The organism is Proteus genomosp. 4 str. ATCC 51469 (genome assembly GCF_003144375.1).
Classification (GTDB): domain Bacteria; phylum Pseudomonadota; class Gammaproteobacteria; order Enterobacterales; family Enterobacteriaceae; genus Proteus.
In genome coordinates this window covers 156,089-169,895 of record NZ_PENV01000004.1, presented here as the reverse complement: position 1 = coordinate 169,895, position 13,807 = coordinate 156,089, and the positions used below count along the sequence as shown (strand labels likewise).

The 13,807-nt window shown below is 34.8% G+C and carries 13 protein-coding genes; 4 read left to right on the top strand and 9 right to left on the bottom strand.

What is annotated here, in order from left to right:
- Positions 1–80: 80 nt before the first annotated feature.
- Positions 81–992, bottom strand: coding sequence for a LysR family transcriptional regulator (locus DK866_RS06465; RefSeq protein WP_109408319.1), 912 nt, complete (start codon positions 990–992; stop codon positions 81–83).
- A gap of 120 nt (positions 993–1,112) precedes the next feature.
- Here DK866_RS06465 and DK866_RS06460 point away from each other — a divergent pair, with 120 nt between their 5' ends.
- Positions 1,113–2,306, top strand: coding sequence for an MFS transporter (locus DK866_RS06460; protein ID WP_109408215.1), 1,194 nt, complete (start codon positions 1,113–1,115; stop codon positions 2,304–2,306).
- 107 nt (positions 2,307–2,413) lie between these two features.
- Here the strand turns inward: DK866_RS06460 and DK866_RS06455 are convergent, their stop codons facing one another.
- Positions 2,414–3,010, bottom strand: a complete 597-nt coding sequence (locus DK866_RS06455) for a TetR/AcrR family transcriptional regulator (RefSeq protein ID WP_109408214.1) — start codon at positions 3,008–3,010, stop codon at positions 2,414–2,416.
- A gap of 152 nt (positions 3,011–3,162) precedes the next feature.
- Here DK866_RS06455 and DK866_RS06450 point away from each other — a divergent pair, with 152 nt between their 5' ends.
- Complete coding sequence (locus DK866_RS06450) at positions 3,163–4,665, top strand: MFS transporter (RefSeq protein WP_109408213.1); 1,503 nt, start codon at positions 3,163–3,165, stop codon at positions 4,663–4,665.
- 3 nt (positions 4,666–4,668) lie between these two features.
- Here the strand turns inward: DK866_RS06450 and DK866_RS06445 are convergent, their stop codons facing one another.
- The gene (locus tag DK866_RS06445; RefSeq protein WP_109408318.1) at positions 4,669–5,556 is read right to left on the bottom strand and encodes a LysR family transcriptional regulator; all 888 of its coding nucleotides are present in this window, start codon (positions 5,554–5,556) and stop codon (positions 4,669–4,671) included.
- 78 nt (positions 5,557–5,634) lie between these two features.
- Positions 5,635–6,597: an acetyl-CoA carboxylase carboxyl transferase subunit alpha gene (accA, locus tag DK866_RS06440; protein WP_109408212.1), complete on the bottom strand. Its 963-nt coding sequence runs from the start codon at positions 6,595–6,597 to the stop codon at positions 5,635–5,637.
- Between the two features lie 304 nt (positions 6,598–6,901).
- Between accA and ydeE the strand changes: the two genes are divergently transcribed.
- Positions 6,902–8,089 (top strand): efflux MFS transporter YdeE, encoded by a 1,188-nt coding sequence (gene ydeE, locus DK866_RS06435; RefSeq protein WP_109408211.1) that lies wholly within the window; start codon positions 6,902–6,904, stop codon positions 8,087–8,089.
- 190 nt (positions 8,090–8,279) lie between these two features.
- On the opposite strand, the gene DK866_RS06430 is transcribed toward ydeE, so the two are convergent.
- Entirely contained in the window at positions 8,280–8,816 is a 537-nt protein-coding gene (locus DK866_RS06430; RefSeq protein ID WP_109408210.1) for a metallophosphoesterase, read from the bottom strand.
- 132 nt (positions 8,817–8,948) lie between these two features.
- On the bottom strand, positions 8,949–9,794 hold the full coding sequence (locus tag DK866_RS06425; protein WP_109408209.1) for a helix-turn-helix domain-containing protein: 846 nt from the start codon (positions 9,792–9,794) through the stop codon (positions 8,949–8,951).
- A 213-nt stretch (positions 9,795–10,007) separates the two neighbouring features.
- Here DK866_RS06425 and DK866_RS06420 point away from each other — a divergent pair, with 213 nt between their 5' ends.
- Positions 10,008–10,565, top strand: a complete 558-nt coding sequence (locus DK866_RS06420) for a GNAT family N-acetyltransferase (RefSeq protein ID WP_109408208.1) — start codon at positions 10,008–10,010, stop codon at positions 10,563–10,565.
- A gap of 66 nt (positions 10,566–10,631) precedes the next feature.
- On the opposite strand, the gene DK866_RS06415 is transcribed toward DK866_RS06420, so the two are convergent.
- From DK866_RS06415 to DK866_RS06405, 3 genes are all read right to left on the bottom strand, one after another.
- Positions 10,632–11,915, bottom strand: coding sequence for a cystathionine gamma-synthase family protein (locus DK866_RS06415; protein WP_109408207.1), 1,284 nt, complete (start codon positions 11,913–11,915; stop codon positions 10,632–10,634).
- Positions 11,916–12,177: 262 nt separating this feature from the next.
- Positions 12,178–12,978 carry a MetQ/NlpA family lipoprotein gene (locus DK866_RS06410; RefSeq protein ID WP_109408206.1) on the bottom strand — a complete coding sequence of 267 codons (801 nt, stop codon included), beginning with the start codon at positions 12,976–12,978 and terminating at the stop codon, positions 12,178–12,180.
- Positions 12,979–13,196: 218 nt separating this feature from the next.
- Complete coding sequence (locus DK866_RS06405; protein ID WP_109408205.1) at positions 13,197–13,730, bottom strand: carbapenem self-resistance protein CarG family protein; 534 nt, start codon at positions 13,728–13,730, stop codon at positions 13,197–13,199.
- Between the last annotated feature and the right edge of the window lie 77 nt (positions 13,731–13,807).

Here is a 13,807-nt window from a genome sequence, read left to right as displayed (position 1 = left end):
AATATAGCGAGGATCACGGTGATAATCCTCGCTATTGCCTATTTGATTTTTTACACATTAATTATTATTCAAATCAAAGATTATGCTATTTGCCATATTGCTTTTCCTTGCCATTGCTTTTCAATAAAATCAAGCAAATAGCGTACTTTGGGAGATAAATGGCGTTTAGACGGATAAACGGCACAAATCGGTGCAAGATCAATTGTATGTTCTAATAAAATAGGTACTAATTTATCAGATTTAATAAATTCACCCACTAAAAACTCACCTAACTGGCATATTCCATAACCCGTTAATGCCATGTCTAAAATAGCTTCTGTATTATCTAAACGTAATTTACCTTTAACGGGAAGAGCGAATTCTTTTTGATGAACTTGATATTTCCAAGGCACTGTTGAACCTTGGTGAGAAAAGGTAATTAATTGATGTTCTGATAATGCATTAGGAGATTGAGGCTTACCATTTCGCTCAAAATAATCGGGAGATGCACAGGTTATTAAACGGTGAGGTGCTAATACCTTACGCATTAATCGACTATCGTCATTCCCTCCAATACGGATAGCTAAATCAATACCATTTTTAACTAAATCAGTGTATTCATCCGAAAAGGTAATTTCAGCGTCTAATTCAGGCCATTGTGTTAAATAGGTTTGTAATATAGGCAAAATATAACGCCGACCAAAAGCAATAGGTAAATCAATACGTAAACGCCCTCTCGGACCCTTATTTAGTTTATCAAGAGCAATTCCGGCCTCTTCAATTTCATTTAGGATAAGTAGTGCATGTTGATAAAATAATTCACCTTCAGCCGTTAAACTAATACTGCGTGTAGTACGATGAAATAAACGCAAACTTAGTCGTTCTTCTAAACGCACAATACTTTTTCCTACCGCCGAGCGAGACATTTCTAAATTTTCTGCAGCGAGGGTAAAACTCAATAAATCTGTCACTCGAATAAAAACAGTAAGATCAGAAACATTATCAAAAGGCATTGTGAGTTTATTATTGGCCACTTTTATTCCCCAATGTTGTGACTTTGACGGTGTTTATCTCCAATATAGCGACAGATAGACTAAAACGCGATAAATAAAGAGCGAGTAAATGGAGCATCAATGGAAAATATCGCGTTAGCATCACAGAAAATAAATAGTAGTCATCGTCATTGGAAGGCGATTGTTGCATTAAGTCTTGCCACATTCTCTGTGGTTACCACAGAAATGTTGCCTGTGGGTTTATTAAATCCTATTCGGGATAGTTTTGGTATCTCTACGGGAATATCTGGTTTTATGGTTGTGATCCCTGCCATTATTGCCGCCTTTTTTTCACCCATTGTTGTTATTTGTGCTGGTAAGCTAGATCGTAAAAAAATACTCTTATTTTTGGCTCTACTTTTAGTTGTAGCCAACCTTATTTCAGCTTATTCAACAACAATCGTTCAGTTATTAATTGCTAGAGCTATTGTTGGTTTTTGTATTGGGGGAATTTGGGCTTTTGCTGGCGGATTGGCATTAAGATTAGTGCCAGAGAAATCAGTTGCTTTGGCCACCTCCCTTATTTTTGGTGGTGTAGCTGCGGCATCAGTATTAGGTATTCCTATAGGAGTTTTTATTGGTGAATATTTAGGTTGGCGTGGTGCATTTATAGTTATGGGACTATTTTCATTTGTAGTATTAGTATTAATGTTTATTTGTTTGCCTTTATTACCAGGTTCAACGTCTTCACTTTCTAAGGCTTTTTTTGCACAGTTTAAAAATACAAAGTTAGTCTTAGGACTATTAATCACAATTTTTCTCGTGTGTGCACATTTTATGGTATTTACTTATGTTCGCCCATTACTCGAAACCACTGCAATGTTATCTGATTCAACCTTAGCGTTGCTATTATTTGCTTATGGGATCAGTGGTATTGCAGGTAATTTTATTTTTGGGTTCCAATCAGCAAAAAGGCTCAATGTTGCGGTTTCACTTATTATCATCGGTATCTTAAGTGTATTTTTAGGCTTTTTGTTTTGGGTTTCATCTACGATGACGGCGATTATTGTGATGTTAATTTGGGGGATAATGTATGGTGGTGTATCTGTTGCATTAATGACTTGGGTTATGGTGGCGGCTCCTAAAGGTGTTGAATTAGGAAGTTCTGCATATATTGCTGTGTTTAATTTAGCAATTGCTTTTGGGGCTTATTTAGGTGGCTTGCTCGTTGATAACTACCGTTTAAATTCAACAATAATTATTGCTAACTTGTTTATTATATTGGCTTTATTTTGTGTTTTTCTCTCAAGGTTCACAAAGAACGCGGTTAAATAACAAAATGCCTTCAATATAAATTAACAAGGGTGATCATGATATTATGATCACTCTTTTCTATAAAAGTAGGTTTTTAATGTGACATTGTCACAATATAAGGTTTTGTTTTATTTTAGTAATTGGGTGAATTGTTGATATAGCATATTGCCCAGTGTTTTTGCGGTGTATTCTTCACTATGGCCTAAGTTATCAACAGCGGCATGCATACCGTGATAAATCAATGTACTGGTTAATTCAGGCTGTGTGACGTGCCACGTTTTATTTTCAGTTCCCGCAATTAACAAAGTTTGTATTTGCTGCAATGCCCTATTTTCATGAATATTACTGCTTTGATGAAAAACTTGATGAAAAAGCATATCGTGTAATTGCTGTTTCTCAACATAAGCAATTACACTAATTTCACACCATTGTTTTAATTTTTCACGGTGATCTTGCTCTGAGCAGGCATCCATTGCACTGTCTATTTTATCCAAGTACCAATCCATATAACGAGTTCTTAAGGCATCAAGAACGTCTGTTTTAGCAGAAAAATAGTGATAGTATGTTCCTTTGGCTACCCCTGCCTTTTTTACGATATCGCTCACAGTTGTTGCATCGAAGCCTTTATCTAAAAATAATGTTTCTGCCGCATTCATTAACTCTTCTAAACGAACCTCTGCGGGTTTTGTTCTTGGTTTATCTGTAGTTTGTTCTTCTAATGACATTGCTTATCTCCCTCAAAGTCGCATGTAAAGAGTACTCTATATTAAAGCGAGCCACAATGATGATAAATGAAACTCATTATCAATAGCAATTGACCGACGGTCAGTCGAGTATTATTATGCCATTATTATTCATCATTAAGGCAATAAAACTTATGACTTATTTGAAACGACTGTCACTTATCTGTGCCATTTGTTTAGGCACTTTTATGGCAACACTTGATATTAGTATTGTGAATGTAGCATTACCCACTATTCAAAATGATATTCACGCTGATATGGCAACCTTACAGTGGATTGTCGATGCTTATGCGCTCTGTTTATCTGCCTGTATTTTGTCATCGGGCCCTTTAAGTGACCGCTTTGGGCGAAAAAAAGTATGGTTATGGGGTGTGATTATTTTTACAGTAGGATCGGTGATCTGTGCGATTGCACAGCAACATGAAGTGCTTATTTTAGGTCGTATTATTCAAGGTATTGCTGCCGCAGCACTAATTCCGGGCGCATTGTCTCTAATTACACATGCTTTTCCAATTGATATTGAGCGTGTCCGTATTATAGGTATTTGGTCTTCTGTCAGTGCTTTATCACTGATTATTGGTCCTATTTTAGGGGGAATATTAGTTCACACTAGTGGTTGGGCAAGTATATTCCTTATTAATATTCCTATAGGCATAATTACTGTATTACTAGGTTGGTATGGATTAAGTGAAAGTGCTGATCCTGAAAATGTGGCACTCGATCCCTTTGGTCAATTAACCAGTATGTTAGGATTAGGCTTGTTAACTTATGGCTTAATTGAAGCTGGATCGGTTGGTTGGTCGCATTATCGAACTTTATCGACATTGATTGTAGGCATTATATTCCTCGTCCTCTTTTTAATGATTGAAAAACGTGTTAAACGCCCTTTATTACCACTTACTTTATTTAAAGATCGTGCATTTTTTCAATATAACCTTTCTTCTTTCACTTTGGGCTTTGCCACTTATAGTAATGTCTTTTTTATTGCCTTTTTTCTGCAAAAAGCACAAGGCTGGAGTGCATTAGAAACAGGCTGGAGAATGGCACCTGAATTTATTGCGATGGCCCTATTTTCAATGTCTTTTGGGCGTTTATCTGCATATTTTTCAGTCAGAAAACTCATGATCTGTGGTTTCTTATTTATTGCTATTTCTTCTTGCTTATTAGCGACATTGGCAACAAATAGCCACTATGGAATAACTGGAAGTTACCTATTTGTATTAGGTGCTGGAATGGGCTTGTCAACACCAGCAATTGGTGCGTTAGTGATGAAAAGTGTTTCACCATCTCGCTCTGGAATGGCGTCTGCAACCATGAATGCATTAAGACAAACAGGAATGACGATGGGAATTGCTTTACTAGGCACATTAATGGTGCAACAAGCAATCCATTATATGGTTATGCAAAGTCAGGTATTAGGAATATCTGTAAACTATATCGATATTGTCAGTCTAGTAACTGAAAATGCTACGAGCAATTTAGACAAAGGATTCATCACCATGTTACCAGAGGCATTTAATTCTGGGTTTGCTTATGCAATCGCAACTGCTGGGATCTCATGTTTTGTCACTTTATTTATCGTGTTATTTCCTTTTAAAGCAAAACATAGCGCACTTTCTCAGCAAATAACGGATTAATATTTATAAACGTTGAGTGAGAAACTCAAGAAAAGATTCAATATTACGAGAAAGTGTACTACGACTTGCATATATTGCGATTAAATTGATACTGGCGGGCTGTTGAGGAAATTCAATAGCTCGCAAATTCCCTGCTTTAATTGCATCAAGGCAACAATGCTCAGCTAAAATAGCAAACCCTAATCCTTTTAATACCGCAGCTCTCGCTAATATAGCGCTATTTACTCGATAATGGCTATTAATAGTAACTTTTATTGGTTTTTTATGTTCATCAAGAAATATCCAAGGTTGCCCTTCTAGTGCACTTAGACTAGAAATACAAGGCATTTGGCTTAATTGTTCGATATGAGTTGGAACTCCTGTTTTTTCTAATAACTCATTAGAGGCAACAACAATACTGCGCCACGATTTAATTAACCGTGAATGGTAACTGCTATCTGCTAGATTTCCGCGATGAAAAGTTAATAGTAAATCCATATCATCATCAATGATATTTCTTGGCATTAATTGGGTGTCACATTGAATAAGTAAATTAGGATGAAGAACGGCAAAGTCAGCTAAAATATCAGCCAGTAGTTCGCTGCCATATTCACTTGGAATGGTTAAGCGGAATGTTCCTGTTAATGGGCCATCACTGGTGATGTTACTTACAACATTATCTAACTCAGTTAAGGTTTTCTTTCCTTGCTGATAGAGTAATTTACCTTGTTCAGTAAGGCGCATCTTTCGCGTTGTTCTATCAATAAGTTTACAATTGAGTTGCTGTTCAAGCTGTTTAATTGCACGACTGATATTTGAAGTAGGCATAGATAATAGTCGAGCAGCCGCGGCAAATTGTCCTTGTTCGGCTACGGCAGAAAAAATACGTAATAAATTAAGATCGATTTGCATAAATAATTCACTGCCTACTGTATTTCTATTGCTTAATGTAGGCAGTGTATCATTCATTTTCTTTTCTCTCGTTAATAATTAACAGTAACCATGAGACATGAGTTTTTGATAACGCTTATCTAAAAGCTCTTCGGTTGAATAGCTTTTTAATAAGGCTAAGTCGGTTAATAATTGTTGTTTAAGAAATTCAGCAGCTTGTTGATGATCACGATGAGCACCACCTAATGGCTCAGGAATAATAGCGTCGATAATGCCTAATGATTGTAATTTAGGTGCCGTCATTCCCATAGTTTCTGCCGCTATTGGCGCTTTATCAGAACTTTTCCATAAAATAGAAGCACAGCCTTCTGGTGAAATTGCCGCATAAGTGCTGTATTGCAACATATTAACTTTATCACCAACACCAATTGCGAGCGCACCGCCAGAAAATCCTTCACCAGTAATAGTGCAAATAATCGGTGTTTTTAATCGTGACATTTCAAGAATGTTACGAGCAATGGCTTCTGCTTGCCCTCGTTCTTCAGCACCAACACCAGGATAAGCTCCCGCAGAATCAATAAAAATAATAACGGGTAGATGAAAACGTTCAGCCATTTTCATTAAACGTAATGCTTTTCTATAACCTTCTGGTGATGGCATACCAAAATTGCGAAGAATTTTCTCTTTTGTATCACGGCCTTTTTGTTGCCCAATCACCATGACTGGCATTTTGTCTAATCGAGCTAAACCCGCCACAATCGCTTTATCATCAGCATAAGCCCGATCACCTGCTAACTCCTGAAAGTCAGTAAAAATCGCTTTAATATAGTCAAGGGTATATGGGCGCATAGGATGACGAGCAAGTTGCACTATTTCCCAAGCCCCTAAATCAGTAAAAATAGATTTTGTCAGCGAAAGACTTTTTTGTCTTAAACGAGCAATCTCTTCATCTAAATTAATACCTGTGGGTTCATCTTGAGATTGCTTAAAGGTGAGCAATGCATCTATTTTTTCGTCTAATTCAACAATAGGTTTTTCAAATTCAAGATGAATAAAAGACATAACGACCTCGGATTTAATGCAGTAAATAAAACGATAATTAGCTCAGTTTAGAAAAAATAACAATATGGCGATAGAGAGGAATTTGATAAACACTATTATCAAAAATGGGATAATTAAATCTTACTATAAGATCAGCAAGAAAAAAGACAGGATTAAAAAGAGCTTTTTCTCTCATTTTAATCTATACAGTAATTACTAAGTCATGTATTAATACACAGTGCGATTTTGTTCTTTTTGCACCCGTAAAAGATCGCATAAATTATAAAACACTTCATAAAATACAAATAATTAGAATAAAGATAATATGTTCTCAAAAAAAACACGATCAACAACTGCACTGCTGTTTTCATCACTGCTTCTTACGATAGGAAGAGGTGCAACATTACCGTTTATGGCAATCTATTTATCACGGGAGTATCAATTACCTGTTGATGATATTGGTATTGCCATGTCTATTGCATTAACAACCGGTATTTTTTTCAGCCTTGGCTTCGGGATGCTTGCGGATAAATTTGAGAAAAAACGTTATATGTTGCTATCTATTATAACGTTCATCTTTGGTTTTGCTGCAATACCTATGGTTCATAGTACGGTTTTAGTGGTTATTTTTTTCTCGGTAATCAACTGCTCCTATTTAGTGTTTTCAACCGTGTTGAAAGCCTATTTTTCTGAAACTTTATCGATTTCAGCGAAACCTAAAATATTCTCGCTAAACTATACCTTTATCAATATGGGGTGGACGGTCGGACCGCCTATTGGCACGTTATTATTAATGTATGGAACACAATTACCCTTCTGGCTTGCTGCTATTTCTGCCAGCGTTCCACTTTTTATGATCCAGTTGTTTGTTCAGCGTTCTAAAGCAATAAATACTGGTGAAGAAAATAGTGTGAAGTGGGATCCGAAAATAATGTTAAAAGACAGAGCATTAAGTTGGTTTGTGCTCTCGACTTTTTTTGGTACTTTAACATTTGGCTCTTTTGCATCATGTATTTCGCAATACATCTTAGTCGTCTACGACGCTAAATTAGCAGAGTCCGTTATTGCGGTTGTATTACCTGTAAACGCCGCTATTGTCGTTTCTTTGCAATATATTGTGGGTAAGCATGTTACAGCCGATAGATTGCGTAAATTAATGACCTTAGGCACGTTATTTTTTATGACTGGCTTACTTGGCTTTATGTTTGCGGGTGATAACTTAATATTTTGGGCATTAGCCATTGCCGTCTTTACTTTTGGTGAGTTAATTTATGCGCCCGGTGAGTATATGATGATTGATAACATTGCACCGTTAGGAATGAAAGCAAGTTATTTTTCTGCTCAGTCATTAGGTTGGTTAGGCGCAGCATTAAATCCATTAGCTAGCGGTTTTATTTTAACGTCATTCCCTCCTATTTCTTTATTTGCAATTTTAATGGCCGTTTCTGCATTGGCTTGGTTTTGTATGATCCAAGGAATGAACGCCAGTAAAACAAGAGCTATTGCACTCTAATTTTTGACGATTTCACAAACTAAAAAGACACCTTAAAGGTGTCTTTTTTATGGTTTGTAGATGACTGATTTTGTCTCTATTTTTTCTACAATGGATTAAGTAAGGCATATTTCTTCTTAATCTTGAGTTGTATGGCTGGTTAATACCATTACCTTATTGAGTTTTAAATAAAAAACACCGAGAAATAAGATTATTTCGATGTTCTTTTGAGTATTGTTTCAATGCTAATTGGGAAGAAATCGTTGACATCAACACCAACATTAATTGCATTTTTTCCTAAAACATCTAAACGTTTACGTTGAGTTGGATCTTTTTGTGAATTGTGTACATGACCATATAAATGAATAGCGTCACGGAAAAAACCACCCCATTCTAATATAGGATAATGAAACATCACAATTTTTCGTTTTTTATAATCCAATTCAAAGTAGTCTTTCACCCATTCAAATACTGATGCATCAAATTCTGGATCATCAAGAAATTTGTCGTGATTTCCACGGATAAGGTACTTTTTACCGTTTAACCGACGTAAAATTCGGTTGGCATCCTGTCCTGTTCCTCGATAGAGAAAATCACCTAAAATATAGATTTCGTCATGATCAGATACATAAGCGTTCCAGTTATGGATTAATGTATCATTCATATGGCTTACACTATTGAAAGAGCGATCACAAAGGTTGAGGATATTTGAATGGCAAAAATGTGTATCAGAAGTAAAATAAATCATAGTAATTTCTTAATAAGTAATAAAAATCTTAACCTTAAGAAAGTATTTTCCCTCGGTCTGTATAGTGATATTTTTTCAACATAATTACCTCCTTTAGCTAAAAATAGAACAATAAATACAATATCATCTGTTTTATTGTCGTTGATGTTGTTTACGGTAACCAGATAAAGAATGCCCCGTCTCTCTTTTGAAATATCGGCATAAATAAGAAGGATCATCAAAATGAAGCTTTATTGATATCTCATTTACTGAAAGTGAAGTGTGCATTAATAATGCTTTTATTTCAAGAATAACTTGACGATTAATCAATGTCTTAGGTGAATCATTAAAAAATTGTTTTGTTATTTGTGATAAATAAAACGGCGTAATATTAAGACAATTTGCATAAAAAGCAACTTCTCTATGCTTTAAACAATGTTTTCCAATTAATTCCCAAAATTGCCAACAAAGCTTTTCTTTGCGACTAAATTCTTTTTTAGCGATAGAGAAATGTGTTGGTATTAATTCTGTGATCGCAAAGAAGAGATTTTGTAGATGGTTTTTTAACATCAATTTTCGATGTTCAGAATAGTGATTATCTATATATTTTAGTTGTTCTACCCATCTATTTAAGGCTTCTTCTTGCTCTTTTTTTGGGGAGCAAATGGGATTTTCATGGAGAAAGGCAAATAAAGTATTAGAAAGAGAATAAGCAATTTCTGAAGCAAAAGATTTATCAAGAAAACAATAAAATAAGCGAAAATTTGCTGATTTCTGGCTCAAAACAGTCATCATATCATCGCCTAAAATAAGAATATCATTCGCTTTAATCGTCTGTTTCTGAAAACCAATATTAATTACAGCCCTTCCTTCTAAGCAAACCATAACCACGATATAAGATAAGGGTAATGGGTAATTAATTTCATTTGCCATACCGCTTTCACCCATAATGGCGTGTTGGGATGTGGTATTCAATTGTGACAATACTTGGCTTAACATAAATCTATTGTTCTCTTTTTATTCTAATTTGATAGTTTTTATATTTGATGATATTGCTGTTAATAACAAGTATTTCCTTTAATTTAGTTTTCAAAAGTACTGATTTTACCTCTTTTATGCCATTCGGGTTTTTATTTCTTTTCTTTAGAATGTACATATCTTAAAAACGTAAGATAAATAGCAACATATTGATAAAAAAGAAAATTGATTGAAATGAAAACATTAAAAACTGAAAGACTCATACTGCGGCCATGGAAACTTTCTGATGCGCCAAGCCTGTATGAATACGCTAAAGATGAACGAGTTGGCCCTATCGCTGGTTGGCCAACTCATAAAAGTGTTGAAGAAAGTGCTGAAATAATTCGTACTATATTTATGCGAAATGAAGTTTATGCTGTCACATTAATCGATGATGATCGCGCTATCGGCTTAGTGGGCCTATCTTTTGCTAAAGAGAGTAATTTCTCGATAGGCGATAATGATGCTGAAGTATCTTATTGGATTGGAGTTCCGTTCTGGGGGAAAGGTTTAATTCCTGAAGCAGTGAGAGAAATTAGTCGCCATAGCTTTGAAACTTTGGAATTAGATAATCTATGGTGTGGGTATTTTGCTGATAATAATAAGTCACAAAAAGTACAAGAAAAATGTGGGTTTAAATTTCATCACATTATTGAAGATCAATACGCAGAATTTTTAGATGAAGTGAAAGTTGAAAATATTTGCCGCTTAACTAAAGATGAATGGATTGAAACCCAAAAACAGACCTATTAAACCAAAACACCAGATAATGAAATCTACATTACCTGGTGTTTTTTTAATATTAATAAGCTTATTTAATTAAGCACTTGCTAATGCTTGGGATAAATCAGCAATTAAATCTTGAGGATTTTCAATACCAATAGATAAACGAATGGTAGTGTCTTGAATACCAATATTATGACGTAATGCTATCGGCACGCCAGAATGAGTTGTTGAGCCAGGATGGCAGGCTAAAGACTCAGTTCCTCCCAAACTAACTGCCAGTTTAAAAATTTTCATAGCATTAAGAAAACGGAAAGCTTCGCTCTCTCCACCCACAATATCAAATGAGAATGTTGAACCCGCACCTGTACATTGTTTTGCAAATACTTGGCCTTCAACTGAGTTTTTATCTGCAAAAGGCAAATAGTGAATAGCTTTTACTTTTTCATGATCACGCAGAAACTCTGCAACTAATAAAGCATTCTGGTTCGCTTTTTCCATTCTAATTTGTAGTGTTTCTAAAGAGCGTCCAAGCATCCAACAAGAATGAGGATCAAGTTGTGTTCCTATTGCTCCTCGTAGTAATCGGATTTGATTAATTAGTTCACGAGAGCCCATTGCAGCACCAGCAACTAAGTCCGAATGACCACCAACATATTTAGTTAAAGAATAAACAGATATATCCGCCCCTTGCTCAATTGGGTGTTGATAGACTGGGCCAAGTAATGTGTTATCACAAACAATAATGGGACGATAGCCCTGCTTTTCTTCTAGTTTATCAGCAACAATTTTTAATGCGTTAATATCGACTAATGAATTAGTTGGGTTTGCAGGAGTTTCTGCAAAAATAACGGCAACACGCCCTTTTTGGCTAGCGTTATCGGCTTGTGCTTGGATAAGAGAAAGGTTTAATCCGTCAGTAAATGGAGTGGCTTGAATACCAAATTTAGCAAGTGTTTTTGCAATTAATGTCTCTGTTCCACCATAAAGAGGTTGAGAGTGTAAAATGACATCTCCAGGCTGAGTTAAGGCCATTAATGTTGTGGTGATTGCTGACATACCTGAAGAGAATAATACACAAGATTGTGTATTTTCATACACAGCAAGTCTATCTTCAACAATCTCACTATTGGGCTGATTAAAACGAGAATAAACCAAACCTGCTTTTTCACCTTCAGGTAAAGGTTTTCTTCCACTTACTGTATCAAAGAAAGCTTTACCTTCTTCTGCGCTTTTAAAAATAAAGGTCGATGTTAAAAACACTGGCGGTTTTACTGAACCTTCAGAAAGTAATGGATCATATCCATAACTCATCATAAGTGTTTCAGGCGATAGTTTGTGTTCACCGATATATTGTTTTTTTAGTTGAGAGTCAGCCATTTTTTTATTTCTTCTGTGTAATGGAGGATGAGTTATCATACTGAAAAAAATTCATGTTGTTAGAATGTTTTATAAAGTATAAAAACTAGCAGTTATATAAAAATAGCGAAATTAGGAATAAAAATAAGGATTAATAATGAAATGATAAGAATTGAGTGATATTTAGACAAGAAAACACACCAAATAAGAGTGGAACATTCTAGGGCAAAAATAATAAAAACTTAAAGACAAAAAGCATTCTCTCTATCTTTAAGTTAAGACGTTACCATGCTTTTACTGCATCACCTTTATACATTTCTTTAAACTTCAACTCGATTTGTCGTGAGTGAAGTACTGAAATCAACTTCTTTATATTTTCATCATCTTTGTTATCTTCGCGGGTTACGATAACATTGGCATAAGGTGAATTTTTATTTTCTAGAATTAATCCATCACGAGTTGCAATTAACCCAATTTGAGACGAAAAGTTATTATTAATAATCGCCATTGTAATTGCTGGATCATTTAGTGCTTCAGTGAGCTGTGGCGTATCGACTTCAATAAACTTAATTTCTTTAGGGTTATAGATAATGTCATCCAATGTTGGGGTGAAACCAACATTCTCATTGAGAGTAATAAGATGGTTTTCTGCTAATAATAGAAGTGCTCGGCCTCTCATACTGGCTTCATTTGAGATAGCAACAAGAGATCCTAATTGTAACTCATTTATATCGCTAATTTTTTTAGAGTATGCTGCTAAAGGAAAAATATAAGTTTTACCCGCGATATGAAATTTATAACTATTTTCTTTCATTTGCGTTTGAAGGTAAGGAATGGATTGGAATGCATTCGCATCAACTTCTTTATTATTTAATGCCTTATTAGGAAGTACATAATCATTAAAAGCGACAACTTCAACGTCTAACCCTTCTGTTAATTTCGCTAAACGAATAACTTCATCCCAAATCACTTGATCAGGTCCTGTATTAATTGCCACCTTTACCTTATGTGTATCTTCTTGTGAACAAGATACGGTAAATAGTGATATTGAGGCTAGAAGTAAACCCGTAATAATCTCCTTCATATCTCCCTCTTAAACAGCCCCCGATAAGAACAGCACTATTAATATCATTTTGATTAAGAAATATCCTAACAGTAGATTAATAACAAGGAAAAAGAAATGATACAAGTACTCAATGAATATAAAGAAAGGAATATTCTTTGTATTCTTACAATTCATTGTTTTATAAAATAAAAAAATAACACATTAAAATGTGGTGTGTTTGTTAGCAAATTGTAGATTTATTCATTGATAATTTTATTTATACAAGCATCAGAATATGAGTCTTCAACGCTAAGATAGGATAATTCAGTGACACAATAAGTATTAAATTGCCATTTGAACTGAATTTCATCCCCTTGTTTCTTTTCTGATATTTCATAACTAGAAAAACGAATCGGAGTTGGTTGTTGTAAGTTGTTTCCTACTTTTTCAGCACTTAACAATACAACCCGACCTTTTTTTTCAATGAATTCAAAATCAGAAATAGTGATATTAGTACCTTTAATCTTATTATTGTAAAGACTTAATGCATTAGAATATATGGATGGGACAATATACACTTTTTGATCGCTACCTTTGATATAAACGGTCGTCATATCAAAAGATGATGAATCATTTAATGAGCGTCGAGACTTAACCACGACATCAGGAACACCATCACCATTAAAATCGATAAGATTTACTCCATATTCGAGTTTAATTTCAGATGATATTGAAGTGAAAGGTAATGATGCAAAAAGTAATCCTAGCCCAAGTTTTAATATCTTATTCATTGTATTCGCTTCTTTTTTTTTGCTTATTACTTGAGCATCAGACTACTTTGTGGCAATGATTAGTCAAGGAATTTTGT